15 protein-coding genes are annotated in these 16,720 nt (G+C 64.6%); 4 read left to right on the forward strand and 11 right to left on the reverse strand.

Annotated elements, in window-relative coordinates; all coding sequences use genetic code 11:
* Positions 1 to 44 precede the first annotated feature (44 nt).
* Genes betA through betI form a run of 4 tightly spaced genes read right to left on the reverse strand, consistent with a single transcriptional unit; the run spans position 45 to position 4,807 of the window.
* Positions 45 to 1,697 (reverse strand): choline dehydrogenase, encoded by a 1,653-nt coding sequence (betA, locus tag A9K66_RS05575; RefSeq protein WP_067320840.1) that lies wholly within the window; start codon positions 1,695 to 1,697, stop codon positions 45 to 47.
* Complete coding sequence (locus A9K66_RS05580; protein WP_067320844.1) at positions 1,690 to 2,694, reverse strand: threonine/serine dehydratase; 1,005 nt, start codon at positions 2,692 to 2,694, stop codon at positions 1,690 to 1,692. Before A9K66_RS05580 ends, betA begins: the two co-directional genes overlap by 8 nt.
* Positions 2,691 to 4,220 carry a choline-sulfatase gene (gene betC, locus A9K66_RS05585; RefSeq protein WP_067320852.1) on the reverse strand — a complete coding sequence of 510 codons (1,530 nt, stop codon included), beginning with the start codon at positions 4,218 to 4,220 and terminating at the stop codon, positions 2,691 to 2,693. The genes A9K66_RS05580 and betC overlap by 4 nt, the downstream gene beginning before the upstream one ends.
* Complete coding sequence (betI, locus tag A9K66_RS05590; protein WP_067320854.1) at positions 4,217 to 4,807, reverse strand: transcriptional regulator BetI; 591 nt, start codon at positions 4,805 to 4,807, stop codon at positions 4,217 to 4,219. Before betI ends, betC begins: the two co-directional genes overlap by 4 nt.
* A gap of 188 nt (positions 4,808 to 4,995) precedes the next feature.
* On the opposite strand from betI, the gene A9K66_RS05595 reads away from it, so the two are divergent.
* Positions 4,996 to 6,162 carry an acetyl-CoA acetyltransferase gene (locus A9K66_RS05595; RefSeq protein WP_067321232.1) on the forward strand — a complete coding sequence of 389 codons (1,167 nt, stop codon included), beginning with the start codon at positions 4,996 to 4,998 and terminating at the stop codon, positions 6,160 to 6,162.
* Positions 6,163 to 6,211: 49 nt separating this feature from the next.
* Positions 6,212 to 7,216 (forward strand): asparaginase, encoded by a 1,005-nt coding sequence (locus A9K66_RS05600; protein ID WP_067320857.1) that lies wholly within the window; start codon positions 6,212 to 6,214, stop codon positions 7,214 to 7,216.
* On the opposite strand, the gene A9K66_RS05605 is transcribed toward A9K66_RS05600, so the two are convergent.
* Entirely contained in the window at positions 7,213 to 8,589 is a 1,377-nt protein-coding gene (locus tag A9K66_RS05605; protein ID WP_067321235.1) for a TIGR03808 family TAT-translocated repetitive protein, read from the reverse strand. The two genes, A9K66_RS05600 and A9K66_RS05605, sit on opposite strands and share 4 nt — an antisense overlap.
* A 106-nt stretch (positions 8,590 to 8,695) precedes the next feature.
* Between A9K66_RS05605 and greA the strand changes: the two genes are divergently transcribed.
* The gene (gene greA, locus A9K66_RS05610; RefSeq protein WP_066997710.1) at positions 8,696 to 9,178 is read left to right on the forward strand and encodes a transcription elongation factor GreA; all 483 of its coding nucleotides are present in this window, start codon (positions 8,696 to 8,698) and stop codon (positions 9,176 to 9,178) included.
* Here greA and A9K66_RS05615 read toward each other — a convergent pair.
* The 4 genes from A9K66_RS05615 to A9K66_RS05630 all read right to left on the reverse strand — a co-directional run bounded on the left by A9K66_RS05615 (position 9,175) and on the right by A9K66_RS05630 (position 13,558).
* Positions 9,175 to 9,561, reverse strand: a complete 387-nt coding sequence (locus tag A9K66_RS05615) for a type II toxin-antitoxin system death-on-curing family toxin (protein WP_067320860.1) — start codon at positions 9,559 to 9,561, stop codon at positions 9,175 to 9,177. The genes greA and A9K66_RS05615 overlap by 4 nt on opposite strands.
* The gene (locus A9K66_RS05620) at positions 9,558 to 9,788 is read right to left on the reverse strand and encodes an AbrB/MazE/SpoVT family DNA-binding domain-containing protein (protein WP_067320863.1); all 231 of its coding nucleotides are present in this window, start codon (positions 9,786 to 9,788) and stop codon (positions 9,558 to 9,560) included. The genes A9K66_RS05615 and A9K66_RS05620 overlap by 4 nt, the downstream gene beginning before the upstream one ends.
* 207 nt (positions 9,789 to 9,995) lie before the next feature.
* Complete coding sequence (scpA, locus tag A9K66_RS05625) at positions 9,996 to 12,119, reverse strand: methylmalonyl-CoA mutase (protein ID WP_067320866.1); 2,124 nt, start codon at positions 12,117 to 12,119, stop codon at positions 9,996 to 9,998.
* Positions 12,116 to 13,558 (reverse strand): methylmalonyl-CoA mutase family protein, encoded by a 1,443-nt coding sequence (locus A9K66_RS05630; protein WP_067320870.1) that lies wholly within the window; start codon positions 13,556 to 13,558, stop codon positions 12,116 to 12,118. Before A9K66_RS05630 ends, scpA begins: the two co-directional genes overlap by 4 nt.
* 268 nt (positions 13,559 to 13,826) lie before the next feature.
* On the opposite strand from A9K66_RS05630, the gene A9K66_RS05635 reads away from it, so the two are divergent.
* Positions 13,827 to 15,350, forward strand: coding sequence for a helicase HerA-like C-terminal domain-containing protein (locus A9K66_RS05635; protein WP_067320873.1), 1,524 nt, complete (start codon positions 13,827 to 13,829; stop codon positions 15,348 to 15,350).
* Positions 15,351 to 15,371: 21 nt separating this feature from the next.
* On the opposite strand, the gene A9K66_RS05640 is transcribed toward A9K66_RS05635, so the two are convergent.
* Complete coding sequence (locus tag A9K66_RS05640; RefSeq protein ID WP_067320876.1) at positions 15,372 to 16,022, reverse strand: LysE family translocator; 651 nt, start codon at positions 16,020 to 16,022, stop codon at positions 15,372 to 15,374.
* 34 nt (positions 16,023 to 16,056) lie between these two features.
* Positions 16,057 to 16,680 carry an FMN-binding negative transcriptional regulator gene (locus A9K66_RS05645; RefSeq protein ID WP_067320879.1) on the reverse strand — a complete coding sequence of 208 codons (624 nt, stop codon included), beginning with the start codon at positions 16,678 to 16,680 and terminating at the stop codon, positions 16,057 to 16,059.
* Between the last annotated feature and the right edge of the window lie 40 nt (positions 16,681 to 16,720).

The following is a 16,720-nucleotide window of genomic DNA, read 5'->3' on the forward strand; positions in this document are numbered from 1 at the left end:
TTGGTAATCGCCGGGGCGGGGGAGGGCGCCCGCCGGATCATGCGCTATCTGTCTGCCACCTGCCAGCGCGGATTGATCCAGGGTTCCTGGTTGGATGGCGCGAGCGGCGTGCGGCCAAGGATGTGGTCGGACGCCTTCTCGCCGGTCATGATCGACGGGGCGTTCAGGTTGCCGTTGGTCACCCGCGGGAAGATCGAGGAATCGGCAACGCGCAGCCCCTCGACGCCGATCACCCGGCATTCCGGATCGACGACGCTGGTCAGGTCGTCGGCGCGGCCCATCCTGCAGGTGCCGCAAGGGTGATAGGCGCTCTCGGCGTGATCGCGGATGAAGGCGTCGAGCTCGTCGTCGGTCCGCACATGGGCGCCCGGCGAAATCTCCTTGCCGCGGAAGCCGTCGAAGGCCTTCTGGCCAAAAATCTCGCGCGTCAGCCGGATGCAGTGGCGGAACTCGCTCCAGTCGTCGGGATGCGACATGTAGTTGAAGCGGATCACCGGTTTCGCTTTCGGATCGGGCGAGCGCAGGCTCACCGAGCCGCGCGACTTCGACCGCATCGGCCCGACATGCGCCTGGAAGCCATGCGACTTCGCCGCCGCCTTGCCGTCATAGCGCACCGCCGCTGGGATGAAGTGATACTGGATATCGGGGTAGTCGACACCGGCCTGCGAACGCACGAAGGCCGCCGCCTCGAAATGGTTGGTGGCGCCGAGGCCGGTCTTGAAGAACAGCCACTGCGCGCCGATCATTGCCTTGGAGAACGGGTTGAGCACCGAATTCAGCGTGATCGGTCTGGTCGCTTCCTGCTGGATATAAAGCTCCAGATGGTCCTGCAGATTGCGGCCGACACCCTGCCGGTCGGCAATGACCTCTATGCCGATTTCCTGCAGATGTGCGCCCGGACCGATGCCGGACAGCATAAGGATCTTCGGCGAATTGATCGACGACGCCGCCACAATCACCTCACGTCGCGCCTTAACGACCTGAATCTGTTTGTGAGCTTCGATCTCGACGCCGACGGCACGTTGATTCTCGATCACCACGCGCCGCGCGAAACCTTTGAGCAGGCTAACATTTTTTCGTTTGAGCGCCGGCTTCAGATAGGCATTGGCCGCGGACCAGCGGCGGCCGCGCCAGATGGTCTGCTCCATCGGCCCGAAGCCTTCCTGCTTCGATCCGTTATAGTCGTCGGTGAGCTCGAGGCCGGCCTGCCGGCCCGCCTCGAGGAAGGCGCCGTAAAGCGGGTTCTTGCGCGTGCCGCGCTGCACATGCAGCGGGCCGCCCTGACCGCGCCAGCCGTCCTCACCGCCGTCGGAATCCTCCATGCGCTTGAAATATGGAAGCACGTCGGCGAAGCCCCATCCGGCAGCACCCTGTTCGGCCCAATGGTCGAAGTCGCGCGCATGGCCGCGAACATAGACCATGCCGTTGATGGAGGACGAACCGCCGATCACCTTGCCGCGCGGGGTGGCGAGCACGCGGCCGCCGAGATGCGGCTCCGGCTCGCTGGCGAAGCCCCAGTCGTAAAGGCTCATGTTGAGCGGGATCGACAGCGCCGACGGCATCTGGATCAGCGGCCCCATATCGGTGCCGCCGAACTCGATGACGATCACCGAATGCTTGCCGTCTTCCGACAGCCGGTAGGCCATGGCCGAGCCGGCGGAGCCGGATCCGATGATGACGAAATCCGCTTCAAGCATTGTTCATATGCGCCATAAAGTCGGCGAGCGAGACATTGCCGCCGGTAGCCACCACAAGGACGGTTTTGCCCGCCACATCCACCTTGCCGCCGAGCAGCGCGGCAAGCGAGGCCGCGCCCGAAGGCTCCAGCACCAGCTTCAGCCGCTCGAAGGCGATCTTCATTGCATTCCGCACCGCGGCATCTTCGACGGTGACGCCGCGAACGCCGGCAGCACTCACCGCCGCGAAGGGCGCCTCGCCTGGCTTGCGCGCCATCAGCCCGTCGCAGATCGATCTCGGCCCGATCGGCATCGTCTCGATCGCGCCATGCGCCAGCGACAAGCCCATGCCGTTGAAGCCTTCCGGTTCGACGGCGATGATCTCGGTGTTCGGTGACAGATAATGGAAGGCGAGCGAAACGCCGCCGATCAGCCCGCCGCCGCCAACCGAGCAGAACACCAGATCGGCGTGGGCCTGCTTCGCCGCCAACTGGTCGAGCGCTTCCAGCCCGGCCCCTGCCTGGCCGGCGACGATCTCGGGATCGTCGAAGGGGTGGAGCAAGGTGAGGTGCTCGGTCTCGGCGATCTCGCGCGCCTTGGCGGCGGCAACTTCCTCGCGGGCACGCTCCCCATGATCGGTCAGCACCACGCGCGCGCCATAGCCGGCGGTCGCGTCGCGCTTGGCGGCAGGCGCGTCGATCGGCATGACGATGGTGACGGGAATGCCGAGCGCCTGGCCGGCAGCCGCAAGCCCTTGCGCGAAATTGCCGGAGGAATAGGCGACCACGCCCTTCCTCGCTTCGTCCGGTGACAGCCGCTTAAGGCGCCAATAGGCGCCGCGCACCTTGAAGGACCCCGCCCATTGCAGCGATTCCGGCTTGACGAACACCCGCGCGGCGCCGGCTTCCCTCGCAAGTGCGGGCGACTCCAACAGCGGCGTGACTTGCGTCGCCGTCGAGGTCACCGCATAGGCCTGCTTCAGGCGGTCGAGGGTGGGAACCAGAACGTCTGCCATCATTCGCCTCGCGGATATCGTTTGCTCTCTTCGAGGTTGTCGAGATTCATGTGATTGCGCATGTAGCGCTCCGAGGCTTTCTGCAGCGGCTGGAAATCCCAGGGGTAATAGGCGCCGTTGCGCAGCGCCGGGTAGACGACCCAGCGGCGTGCCTGGCTTTCGCGCACCGCGGCATCGAACGCGGCCATGTCCCAGCGCGCCCGGACCTTTTCCATGAACGCCGCCACCAGGGCAGCGTTCGCCGGATCCTCAGCGAGGTTGTTCCGTTCGAGCGGGTCGGCCTCCAGGTCGAACAGCTGCGGCGCGTCGAGCTCGCAATGGACGAATTTGTATTTGCCGTCGCGGATCGCGGCCAGCGGCGCATAGGAGCCTTCGGCGGCATATTCCATGACAACGGGTGCGGTGCGCGGCTTGCCGCCGAGCAGCGGCAGCAGCGACTGACCGTCGGTCCACGGCGCGATTGCAGCGATATCAATGCCGGCGAGGTCACAGAGCGTCGGCGTCACGTCGAGATTGGAGACGGGCGCCTCGATGAGGCCGGCTGGCACGCCGTTGCCGGCGATCATCAGCGGCACGCGCGCCGAGCCCTCGAAGAAGCTCATTTTGAACCACAGGCCGCGCTCGCCCAGCATGTCGCCGTGATCCGAGCAGAACAGGATGATGGTGTCGTCAAGCATGCGAGTGCGCTTGAGGACGTCCAGAAGCTCGCCGAGCTTATCGTCGACATAGGAAATGTTGGCGAAATAGCCGCGCCGGGAACGGCGCACCTGCTCGGACGTGATCTCGAAGGACTGATAGTCGCTTGCCCGGTAAAGGCGCTGCGAATGCGTGTCCTGTTCGTCATGCGGGATGAACGGCGTTTCGGGATCGAGCGTCTGGCAGTTCTCGTAAAGATCCCAGTACTGCCTGCGCGCGACATAGGGATCGTGCGGGTGCGATAGCGAAACGGTAAGGCACCAGGGCCGATGTCCCGCATCGTCCTGCTCGCGCGAAAGCTGGTACAGCTTTTGCTCGGCCAGAAACACCACCTCGTCGTCATACTCCATCTGGTTGGTGGTCTCGGCAACGCCGGCGCCGGTGACCGAGCCGAGATTGTGATACCACCAGTCGATGCGCTCGCCGGGCTTGCGGTAATCCGGCGTCCAGCCGAAATCGGCCGGATAGATATCGGTGGTCAGCCGCTCCTCGAAGCCGTGCAACTGGTCCGGTCCGACGAAATGCATCTTGCCGGACAGGCAGGTGTAATAGCCGGCGGAGCGCAGATGATGCGCGAAGGTCGGGATCGAGGAGGAGAATTCGGCGGCGTTGTCATAGACCCCGGTGCGCGACGGCAGCTGGCCGCTCATGAACGAGGCCCGGCCGGGCGCGCAAAGCGGCGAGGCGGTGTAGTTGTTGGCGAAACGCGCCGAGCGAGCGGCGAGCGCCTTGAGATGCGGCACGTGCAGGAAATCCGCCGGGCCGTCGGGGAAGAGCGTGCCGCTGAGCTGATCGACCATGACGATCAGGAAATTGGGTCGTTCGGTGGTCAAGGCAGGCTCCGTCCGCTGAGCTTGGTTTCGAGATAATCTTCGACGAGCGCGATCGCTGTCTGCGCATCGGGCACGCCGTCCTTCAGCGCGCGCCGAATGTAGAGTCCGTCGATCAGCGCCGCCGTCGCTTCCGCAGCGCGGTCCGCTTCGGCCCTCGGCAGAATGCCGGTCAGCCCGCTCATCAGGTTGGAATTGAGCCGCCGCGCATAGATACGAAGCAGCCGCCGCAACTCGGTCGATTTCTGCGCCTCGACATAGAAGGCGAGCCAGGCCGCGATGATCTCCGGCTGGAACTGCTCGTCGGAGAAACTGACCGCAACGACCGCCGAGACGCGCTGGCGCGGTGTCGCGGCGACGCGAAGCGCTCGTCTTGTATCGATGTTGAGCTCGGCAAGGATGTGCCGCATCGTGGCGAAGAGCAGCTCGTCCTTGGCGCCGAAATAGTGATGGGCGAGCGCCGACGACACGCCGGCGCGGCCGGCGATCTCCGACATGGTGACGTCCAGCGAACCGCGCTCGCCGATTGCCGAGATCGTCGCGTCGATCAGCGCCTTGCGGCGCAGCGGTTCCATTCCGATTTTCGGCATGCGATGGGTCCGGTTCGAAGCGAGATTATTTTTTATTGACGCATCAATCAATAAAAAATCGGCATCGGATCAATCGATCGTATCGCTCTGGCCCCATCCCTTCGGCTGGAAAACGGTTCACTACTGAACAATATTGAATGTCATGCCGCGACCGGACGTGGTAGGCTGCGCGGCAGATGGAGGCTGTCATGACCGCATGCATCGTCGGCTGGGCGCATTCGCGTTTCGGCAAGCTCGAAGGCGAGACGCTGGAGGGCTTGATCACCAAGGTCGCCGTGGACGCGCTCGATCATGCCGGCATCGGCCCTGACGATGTCGACGAGATCGTGCTCGGCCATTTCAACGCCGGCTTCTCACCGCAGGATTTCACCGCGAGCCTGGTGCTGCAGGCCGACGATCGGCTGCGCTTCAAGTCGGCGACGCGCGTGGAGAATGCCTGCGCCACCGGTTCGGCTGCGGTGAGACAAGGCGTCCGCGCCATCGATTCCAACGCCGCCCGCGTCGTGTTGGTGGTCGGCGCCGAGCAGATGACCACCACACCTGGGCCCGAGATCGGCAAGAACCTGCTGAAAGCCTCCTACCTGCCCGAGGATGGCGAAACGCCGGCCGGCTTTGCCGGCGTCTTCGGCAAGATCGCGCAGGCCTATTTTCAGCGCTATGGCGACCAGTCGGATGCGCTCGCCATGATTGCCGCCAAGAACCACAAAAACGGCGTCGACAATCCCTATGCCCAAATGCGCAAGGATTTCGGCTACGAGTTCTGCCGTCAGGAAAGTGAGAAGAACCCCTTCGTCGCCGGTCCGCTGAAGCGCACCGACTGCTCGCTGGTCTCGGATGGCGCCGCCGCGCTCGTGCTCACCGACACCGCGACGGCGCTGAAGATGCGCCGCGCCGTGACCTTCCGCGCCAATGAGCACGTCCAGGATTTCCTGCCGATGTCGAAGCGCGACATCCTTTCCTTCGAGGGCTGCGAGCGGGCTTGGGGCCAGGCGCTGAAGAAGGCCGGCGTCACGCTCGACGACCTCTCCTTCGTCGAGACGCATGACTGCTTCACCATCGCCGAGCTTATCGAATACGAGGCGATGGGCCTGGCGAAGCCCGGCGGAGGCGCGAAGCTCGCACTGGAAGGCGTGACGGCCAAGGACGGCCGGCTGCCGGTCAATCCGTCCGGCGGGCTGAAGGCCAAGGGCCATCCGATCGGAGCCACCGGCGTCTCCATGCATGTGCTCACCGCCATGCAACTGACCGGCGAGGCCGGCGGCATTCAGGTGCCTGGGGCAAAACTCGGCGGCATCTTCAACATGGGCGGTGCTGCGGTGGCCAACTACGTTTCCATCCTCGATCGGATCAGGTAGAAGCGGCCCGCATTGAAGCGGCGCCCGGCGCGCGCTTGCGGGAGGCAGCATGGCAAATCCGGTTCTGGTCGAAGTCACGCGCGGCGCGGTGGTCGAAAGCGCCCATCGCGGCGCGGTTTCTGTCTTCGACGCCGACGGCAAGCCTGTCTGGGAGATCGGCGATACGGCGCGACCGGTGTTTCCGCGCTCGGCGGTGAAGGCGATCCAGGCGCTGCCGCTGCTCGAATCCGGTGCTGCCGACGCCTACGGCTTCGGCGATCGCGAATTGGCGCTGGCCTGCGCCTCGCATTCAGGCGAGCCGGCGCATGTCGAACTGGCGCAAGCAATGCTCGCCAAGGCCGGTCTCGATAAGACGGCGCTCGAATGCGGCGCGCACTGGCCGTCGAGCCACGTTGCGACGATCGCGATGGCCCGCACCGGCAGCGCGCCCAACCCGCTCCACAACAATTGCTCCGGCAAGCATGCCGGTTTCCTCTGTACCTGCGTGCATTCCGGCATTGCCCATGGCGGCTACGTCAAGGCCGGCCATGCGCTGCAGGAGATGGTGCGCGACGCGATGCAATCGGTGACCGGCGCCGCGCATGATGTCGACCATTGCGGCACCGACGGCTGCTCGATCCCGACCTATGCAGTGCCACTGAAGAGCTTTGCGCTGGGCTTTGCGCGTATGGCGACGGGCAGGGGCTTTGCGCCCGAACGCGCCAAGGCGGCGAAGCGCCTGCTCTCGGCCTGCATGGCCGAACCGTTCCTGGTGGCCGGCACCGGTAAGGCGGACCTCGCGCTGATGCGGGCCGCGCCCGGCCGCATCTTCGTCAAGACCGGCGCCGAGGGTGTTTATTGCGCGGCCTTGCCCGAGCACGGTCTCGGCATCGCCTTGAAATGCGATGACGGCGCCAGCCGCGCCTCCGAGGTGATGATCGCCGCCGTGCTGGCCAAGCTGCTGCGCAGCGACGAAGCGCTCGCGGCAAAGCTTGCCGAACTCGCCAATCCGCCGGTCGAAAGCCGTATCGGCGCCAAGGTGGGCTTGCTGCGGCCGACGGCGGCGCTGGCCTAACTGACCTTGTTCCGCTCGACGGTCAGATGCGCGTAGCCGGTAAAGGTTGATCTTGCCAGATCGCCCGTCACCGGATTGGCCCAGCGCTGGCCGATGATGGCGCCGTTCTGCGCGGCGTCGATGATATTGTCCGAAATGACCGCGCTGCCGGAACCCTCGACGACGCTGACGACGATGCCCGTGCCGGACTTGCGGATGATGTTGCCCGTTGCAACCACATTGCGCAGATAAGGACCCCAGCCGAGCTGCATGCCGTAGAGGGGCGCGTTCTCCACGACATTGCCGCAGACGGAGGTTTCGGCCTCGGCGCTGATGCCGACGCCGAAGCCCGGCGGGTCGGCGGTGTAGGGGCCGACGGTCGAGAGGTTGCGCACGATATTGTTCGAGCACACGGCCATGCGGCCGCCTTCGTTGAAGTTTACGATCGAGATGCCGTTGGCGGCACCGTCGACCAGATTGTTGCTGAGGATCGCACCCTCGAAGGAGAATTCCGAATAAATCCCCGTCTCGCCCGAGCGCGAGCAGGTGTTGCCGGTGATCTGCAGATTGCTGGAGCTGTTGGCGCGGATCGCCGAGAAGGCGCAGTCCGACACGACGTTGGCGGAGATAATGACATTGCCGGCGCGGAAGGCGTTGATACCGTTGCCGTTCTGGCCGGTGCCGCCGCTCCTCGCGCCGATGCGCTGAACGCGGTTGCCGCTGACGATGGTGCCGTCCTCCGCCTGCTGCCAGCGATGCACCAGAATGCCGCCATTGGCGCAATCTGAGACGGTATTGCCCGAGATCTCCAGCCCGCCGGCCTCGACCGAATAGATGCCGGCGTCTGCCGCACCCGAAACATCGCAGCGCCCGATGCGGCCTGAAACATGTTCCAGCGCCAGCCCGTTCTTGCCGCTGCCTGTGACCTGGCAATTGTCGATGGCGAGATGCGCGACGCGGCGCAGATCGAGCAGCCCTTGCGTATAGTCGGCCAGCCAGCGGTTGCTGCCGTCCAGCACCAGCCCGCTGAGCTCGACATGCTCGGCCTGTTCGGCCATCATCAGGTGGCCGTTACCGCCATAGACGATGCGGGTCGCGCCCGGGACGCCCGAAAGGCGCACGCGGGCAGGCAGCTTCAGGTTGGAGACAAGATAGGTGCCGGGCGGAAGAAACACCGGCGCATCGCGGTCGCTGGCGTCGCCGAGCATCTTGGCGAAGGCCTTGCTCTGGTCGTCCAGCGCGCCCGGCTGCACGCCGATTTCGATGGCGTTGATCGAGCCGCGCATCGTGGCCTTCTCGATGCCGGGCAGCATCTTCGCCGATGCCTTGCCGGCAAGGAGGCCGGCAGCGGCGAGGCCGGTGGTGTGGGCAAGCAGCGTTCGTCTGTTCAACATCGGCACAGGTCCTGGCGTTTCGACCGCTCCATCGCAGGAATCGTGCCAAGGCAGGCTCGCAGGCAAACCGCTTGTGCAGTTGCCTCACCAAGCTTAAGTTCATGTTATGAGTAGAGCTTTCACCCGCGAGGAAGACAGTGAAAACGCCATTGCCGGGGTCGGCGAACGGCCGATCAGTCCGCACCGCAATCTGGTAACGGAGCGGGGACTCGCGATGATCGAAGAGAATCTCTCCGAATTGCGAGATCAGATGGCCAAGGCCGAAAGACGCGGCGATCGCGAGCGCCTCGCAATAGTGTCCCGCGACCTGCGCTACTGGACCGCGCGGCGCGAGAGCGCGGAGCTTTCGGTGCCGGAGTCCGGCAGTAATGTGGTCCGCTTCGGCATGGGCGTCACGTTGGAAAACGGCGACGGCAAGAAGGTCCACTGGCGCATCGTCGGCGAGGACGAGGCCAACCCGTCGAAAGGCAGCATCTCCCATGTCTCGCCGATGGCGATGGCCCTGTTCGGCAAGAAGGTCGGCGAGGTCGTTGCCGTCAACGGCAAGGAGTGGGAGATCGTCAAGCTGTCGGACAAGGCCGAGAACTAGGCCTTGAGCTTGACTGTATGGTCGCGGAAAAACGCCGCGGCTCCGGTCTCATCGATTTCGCCGGCGGCGACCATCATCACCAACTGGATAACATCCTGCTGTTCGGCTTCTACGCTTAACCCGTTGAAATAGAGAACCAAATCGGCCGCGGCAAAAGCCGTGCGCTTGTTCCCGTCAACGAAGGGGTGGTTCTTCGCAATGCCGAAGAGGTAGGCCGCCGCGAGTTCACAAAGATCGGGCTCGCCGTACGCTTCCTTCTGTTGGGGGCGGGCGAGGGCAGATTCCAGCATGCCCTGGTCGCGTATACCGGAGGCTCCGCCATGGAGGCGCAACTGCTCAGCGTGCATCGCCTCCACGAATTCTCGCGAATGATGCTCGGTCATTTAGCGAGCGCGCGGTAGGCAACCTCGTATTTCTTCATCCGTTCGCGCGCGATCTTCATCTTACGCTCGAATTCTTCGGCAGAGTCTTCAAGACGGCGCAAGCGCAGCTCCTGGCCCTCCTGAACGACGATGACGTTGTCGCCCGCCTTCAGGTTTAGCCGGTCGAGAAGCTCTTTCGGCAAAATCAGACCTTCGGAGTTGCCAATCTTTCGAATGGTGATGTTCATGGTAGGTCGTCCTGTTGCAACGGCAATTATAACTGGAGGGCCTGTTGTTGCAACGGAAATTATAACAACCGATTGGGATCTACTGACATGGTCGCCATCAAGAAGCGGGTTGAGGACGGGATCCTCTTCCTCTCTCGATTGGCGCATTAGCTGTGCCGACAAGCCTTAGCAATGAGTTGCGTTTGACCAGTTCCCGACACAGGGCATTCACTCGACCGACAGCAGCCTGTCCATCAGCCTGTCCGCCGCTTGCGGGATGACGGTCCCCGGCGGGAAGATTTCGGCCGCCCCAGCCTTCAGCACCGCGTCGTAATCCTGTGGCGGGATGACGCCGCCGGCGACGATCAGCATGTCGCCATGGCCGAGCTTCCTCAGCGCCTCCTTGAGCTCGGGGATCAGCGTCAGATGTCCGGCCGCGAGCGAGGACGCGCCGATGATGTCGACATCATGCTGCACCGCTAGCTTTGCGATCTCCTCGGGCGTCTGGAACATCGGTCCGACGGTGACGTCGAAGCCGAGATCGGCAAAGGCGCTGGCGATCACCTTCTGGCCGCGATCATGGCCGTCCTGGCCCATCTTGGCGACCAGGATGCGCGGCTTTGCACCGGACTTCTTCTCGAAGGCTTCGAGCTTGTCCTTGAGCCGATCGACCGCCGGATTGTCGCCGAGCGCGTCGCGATAGACGCCGGAGATGGTCTGCACGGTGGCTGCATGGCGCCCGAACACCTTCTCCAGCGCCAGCGAGATCTCGCCGACGGTCGCATTGGCCCGCGCCGCGCGGATCGCGAATTCGAGCAGGTTCTCGCCGCTTTCAGCCGCGCGGGTGAGGGCGGTTAGCGCATCCTCCAGGGCCGCGACGTCGCGCGTGCCTTTGAGCCGCTGCAGCTTCGCCAATTGCCGGGCCTTGACCTCGGCATTATCGATCTTCAGCACATCGACCTCGATGTCGGCTTCCGGGCGATGCGCATTGACTCCGACCAGCACCTGCTCGCCGGAATCGATGCGTGCCTGGGTGCGCGCCGCCGCTTCCTCGATGCGCAGCTTCGGAATGCCTTTCTCGATTGCCGCCGCCATGCCGCCGAGGTTTTCGACCTCCTCGATATGGGCGAGCGCGCGGGCCGCCAGATCATGTGTCAGCCGCTCGACATAGGCCGAGCCGCCCCACGGGTCGATCATGCGCGTGGTGCCGGATTCCTTTTGCAGGATGAGCTGCGTGTTGCGGGCAATGCGGGCCGAATGGTCGGTCGGCAGCGCCATCGCCTCGTCGAAGGAATTGGTGTGCAGCGACTGGGTATGTCCCTGCGTTGCCGCCATCGCCTCGATCATCGTGCGCGTGATGTTGTTGTAGGGATCCTGCGCCGTCAGCGACCAGCCCGATGTCTGGCAATGGGTGCGCAGCGACAGCGAGCGCTCGTCCTTCGGCGCAAAATTCTTCTTCATCAGGCTCGACCAGAGCAGCCGCGCGGCCCTGAGCTTGGCGACCTCCATGAAGAAGTTCATGCCGATCGCCCAGAAGAAGGAAAGGCGCGGCGCGAACCGGTCGATGTCGAGACCCGCGGTGACGCCGGCGCGCGCATATTCGATACCGTCGGCAATCGTGTAGGCGAGTTCGAGGTCGGCCGTCGCGCCCGCCTCCTGCATATGATAGCCGGAGATCGAGATTGAATTGAATTTCGGCATGTGCCGCGAGGTATAGGCGAAGATGTCCGACACGATCCGCATCGAAGGCTTCGGCGGATAGATGTAGGTGTTGCGGACCATGAACTCCTTCAGAATATCGTTCTGAATGGTCCCGGCGAGGTCCTTCTGCGCGACACCCTGTTCCTCCGCCGCCACGATATAGAGCGCCATGATCGGCAGCACGGCGCCGTTCATGGTCATCGACACCGTCATCTCGTTGAGCGGAATGCCGTCGAACAGCTGGCGCATGTCGAGGATGGAATCGATCGCCACGCCCGCCATGCCGACATCGCCGGCGACGCGCGGATGGTCGCTGTCATAGCCGCGATGGGTCGCGAGGTCGAAGGCGACCGACAGGCCCTTCTGGCCGGCCGCGAGGTTGCGCCGGTAGAAAGCGTTGGATTCCTCCGCCGTCGAGAAGCCGGCATATTGCCGGATCGTCCAGGGCTGCTGGACATACATGGTCGGGTAGGGGCCGCGCACGAAGGGCGGCAGGCCCGGATAGGTGTCGAGATTGGCCAGGCCCTTGAGGTCGCCCTGCGTGTAGAGGTGTTTCACGGCGATGCCTTCCGGCGTCATCCGCTGGCCCTTGAGCTCGACCGGCCCGCGGCGCGGCGCCGACCAGCCGATCTGGCTGAAATCCGGGATCATGAGCCGGCTCCGATCGACTGATCGATGCGAACTGGAAACAGCGGCTCACAGGTCGCCACACCCTCTGTCAGCGCGGGCCGGCGTTCGGCTTTCAATGTCTCGACGCGGCGCTCGCTGCCGGTGCGGAACAAGGTGGTGCCGATGATGCCGCGTTCACCGGCCCGATAGGCGACATTGCGCTTCGCGGCGGCCGTCTGCACACGGTTCTGGATATAGCCCTGCTGCAGGCTGTTGAGCACGCCGCCCTCGGCCTCGATGCGCTGGAATTCTTCCCAGGCCGCCGCGCAAAGACCGTCGGTCAGCGCCTCGACCGCTCCGGAGCCGCTGGCCGGATCGGCCACGTGATGGAGATGGCTCTCATGCGCCAGGATCAGCTGCGCGTTGCGGGCGACGCGGCGCGCAAAACCGGCCGGCAGTCCATGCGCGATGGTGTGCGGCAGGATCGAGACGGAATCAGCCCCGCCGGTCGCCGCGGCAAAAGCGGCAATCGTGGTGCGCAGGATGTTGGTTTCCGGATCCGCCATCGCCATCATGCGATAGGAGGTCTCGGCGTGGACGTTCGCCGTCGAGGCCGGGATCGAGCAGGCTTCCTGGATCCGCGCCCAGAGCTTGCGCAACGCCCGCACCTTGGCCATCGACAGGAACTGGTCCTGGTCCACGCTGAGGGCAAAGCCGATATAGGGCGCGGCATAGACCAGCGGCTGGCGCGCCTTCTCGAACATCCTGAGATAGGACACGGCGGAAGCCATCATCGTGCCGAGCTCCTGCGCCTCGGTGGCGCCGGCATTGTGGAAGACGCGGCCGTCCGCTTCGAGCAGCACGCCGGGCACGCCCATCGAGAAGAAATGCGCCAGCGATTGCGGCATTGACTCCTGCAGCGCCTCGATTGAGGTGCGCAGCCGTCCGGTGCCGGCGAAGATCGCCGCCGGGTCGATGCCGAAGGAAAGGTTGAGCTTCGCCGGATCGGAGCGGCGCCGGGTCAGGAAGGCGAGCAGCCAATCCGCCACGGCGCGGCTCCACGGATGCGCATCGATGCGCACCTGGACCCGGTTGAGCGGCACGCCGTCTAGCACCGTTTCCAGCGCCTCCGCGGTTCTCGGCAGGCCAAAGCCGAAGGCATTCGGCGCACCCTCGAAAACCAGCGACAGGCCGGTCGCGCCCTCAGCGATGTCCTGCAGCGCCTGGGCGCTGGCGCGGGCGATATCGGGATCGTCGATGCGCTGGCTGACGATCCATGGCGACTTCGGATTGGTGCGCACCAGCGGCTCGGCTGTCGTCGAACGCTCGCTGAGCGGCTCGATGCGGATGCCGTCATCGGTGTGCGAAACAAGCTTCTGTTCGAAAGCGCCGCCGGCAAGCGCTTTTTCCGCCAGCGCCAGCCAGCGTTTGGCGTCCGGGTCTGGAAGGTCGACATCCCTAGTCAAGGCGCCGGCGCCCATCGCACTCCTCGTCTATCGGCCGCATCAGCCACCAGTCTATGGTCCCCCGCCGCATATCACAATGCGACATCCGTCGCGGTTGTTCCGGCAGCCGCTAACCGATTGCCAAACATGCGCAAAATCCGCAAGCTAAGTAAGGTGGTTTCGCTGCCAGGGTCAAATTCGAATAGCGCCAAATTTGATGGTGGGCATTGTCGCCCGCCGATCGCGTTATTATCCTCCATGAGACCGGGCGTTTTTGGCGGAAGAGATTGCGGAGACCGGACATATGGCTGACCACACCAGCATCTTCATCGGCGCCAGCCGCAAGCCTGATGATTCCTACCAGCGCGCCGAGGAACTCCTGCTGCGCTACGGCAACCGCCACGGCCTGATTACCGGCGCCACAGGCACCGGCAAGACGGTCAGCCTGCAGGTCTTGGCCGAGGGCTTTTCAAATGCCGGCGTCCCGGTCTTCTGCGCCGACATCAAGGGCGACCTTTCCGGCATCGCCATGATGGGCGAGGCCAAGGATTTCCTGGTCAAGCGTGCAGAGCAGGTGAAGCTCGATCCCTATCAGTTTCAGGAATACCCGGTCATCTTCTGGGATCTGTTCGGCGAGCAGGGTCACCCAATCCGTGCCACCATCTCGGAAATGGGGCCGCTGCTTTTGTCGCGGCTGATGAACCTCACCGAAGCGCAGGAAGGTGTCATGAACATCGCCTTCCGCATCGCTGACGAAGAGGGCCTGCTGCTGCTTGATCTCAAAGACCTGCAGGCGCTGCTCGCCAACATCGCCGAGCGAGCCGACGAGCTCAGCGCACGCTACGGCAATGTCACCAAGCCTTCCGTCGGCGCCATCCAGCGCACGCTTCTGGTGCTTGAGCAGCAGGGCGCCGCGAACTTCTTCGGCGAGCCGGCGCTGCGCATCGCCGATTTGATGCGCACCACCCGCGACGGCCGCGGCGCGATCAGCGTTCTGGCCGCCGATAAGCTGATGATGAATCCCAGGCTCTACGCAACTTTCCTGCTCTGGCTGATGTCGGAGCTGTTTGAGGAACTGCCCGAGGTCGGCGATCTCGAGCGGCCGAAGCTGGTCTTCTTCTTCGACGAGGCGCATCTTTTGTTCGAGGACGCGCCGAAGGTGCTGGTTGATCGCGTCGAGCAGGTGGTGCGGCTGATCCGCTCCAAGGGTGTCGGCGTATATTTCGTCACCCAGAACCCGCTCGACATTCCGGAAAAGGTTTTGGCCCAGCTCGGCAACCGCGTGCAGCACGCGTTGCGCGCCTATACGCCGCGCGAGCAGCAGGCGGTGCGGACGGCGGCCGACACCTTCCGGCCCAACCCGGATTTCGACTGCGCCACCGCGATTACCCAGCTCGCCACCGGCGAGGCGCTGGTCTCGATGCTGGAGGATAAGGGCGTGCCGGCCATGGTACAGCGCACATTGATTCGCCCGCCGTCGTCGCGGCTCGGGCCGATCACACCCGACGAGCGCCGCAAGGTCCTTGCCGAGAGCCCGGTCGCCGGGCAGTACGATCAAGCGGTCGAGCGCGACTCGGCCTTCGAGATACTGCAGAAGAAGACCAGGGAGGCGCAGGAAGCCGAAGCGCAGGCGCAGCAGGCGGGCACCGGCGGCTCGCGCTGGACAATTCCGGGCTTCGACGATGTGTTGGGAGGGTCGGGCCGCCGGTCCTCCAACCGTCAGACAGTGGCCGAAGCCGCGATCAAGTCGGTGGTGCGTTCGGTGGGCTCTTCCGTCGGCCGCGCGATAGTGCGCGGGATACTAGGCAGCCTGGCGCGCGGGCGGTAGCGCCCAACTGAGGCGCGGCAATCAGAGGGCAGGGCGCTTGGCTACGGCAAGGCCGATGCCCAGCGCGATCATCGCGCCGCCGGACGCCTCCCGGAGCCGACGTATCATGCCGGACCGGCCTGCCGCGCCATCCCTGATGCGGCCGGCCGCGAAGGCGACCACGATATCGGCCAGCGTGTTGAGCGTCACCGACACGAAGCCGAGCACCATGAACTGCAAGGCGACGTGGCCGGCGCCGAAATCCAGGAATTGCGGAATGAAGGCCAGGAAGAAGGCGGCCGTCTTCGGGTTCAACGCCTCGACCAGCACCCCTTCGCGAAACGCTCGGCCAGCGCCGACCGCAGGCGTCGGCGCGCCACCTTCCAGCATTGTCTTTGCCTCGCGGCGGGCGGACTGGAAGGTGCGCAAGCCGAGCCAGACGAGGTAGACGGCGCCGATCAGCTTCAGCGCCGTAAAGAGTTCGGCGCTCGCGAGCACGAGGGCGGAAACGCCCAGGCTTCCGGCAAGCACATGAACCATGCCGCCCAGGCCTGTCCCGAAACTGGGGGCGATGCCTTCAGCGCGGCCTCCGGCCAGGGTGCGCGCGGCGACATAGAAGATGCCCGGTCCGGGCGTGATGGCGAGCAGCAGCGCCGCGGCGAAGTACAAGGCGAATTGTGTCAGGTCCGGCATGATCGGCTCGCTGGCAATTGGACTGGGTCGGATGTCAAGACGGGATCAGTTGGGCGACGTCGCGATCCGAAGGCCGGTCGCTCGCTGCTAGACCAGTGGCGACACCGGCGCGATCGGCCGCGTTTCGGTTCTGGCTCATCTTGCGCTTGCCTTGGAGCCGCGTGATCGGCATGCGCAAGCCGACAATGCCTTTGAGTTGCGCCTGGATGAAATCCGGCGGCGCATCCGATACGGACCAAGGCGAGGGGCGTCCGCCTTCATGGAGATTGGTCAGGCGCGTGACGATCTCGAGCAGCCTGTCGGCGTCCTCGAAGAAGTCGATCGGCCCATAGGCATGAACGGCCAGGTAGTTCCAAGTCGGCACTACCTTTCCGGTCTCCTGCTTGGTCTGGTACCAGGCCGGCGTCACGTAGGCGTCGGGGCCCATGAAGATCGCCAGGCCATCGCCCAGCACCGGTGCGCGCCACTGCCGATTTGCCTTCGCGACATGGCCGTAGATCGTGCCATGCTCGCCCTCGCTCTCGTTGAGCAAGAGCGGCAATGGCGTCGCCTGCGGTCCTTCCGCCGTGGCGGTGACCAGCGTCGCCAGCCGTGCCGCGCGGATCGTCGCCATGAGGCTCTCCCTGTCGTTATCGCGGAAGGCGGGCGGAATGTACATGGCGAAAACTCCTTGCATTGCATTTAAAGATGCCGGCAAG

Source organism: Mesorhizobium sp. AA23 (assembly GCF_001672435.1).
Lineage (GTDB): Bacteria > Pseudomonadota > Alphaproteobacteria > Rhizobiales > Rhizobiaceae > Mesorhizobium.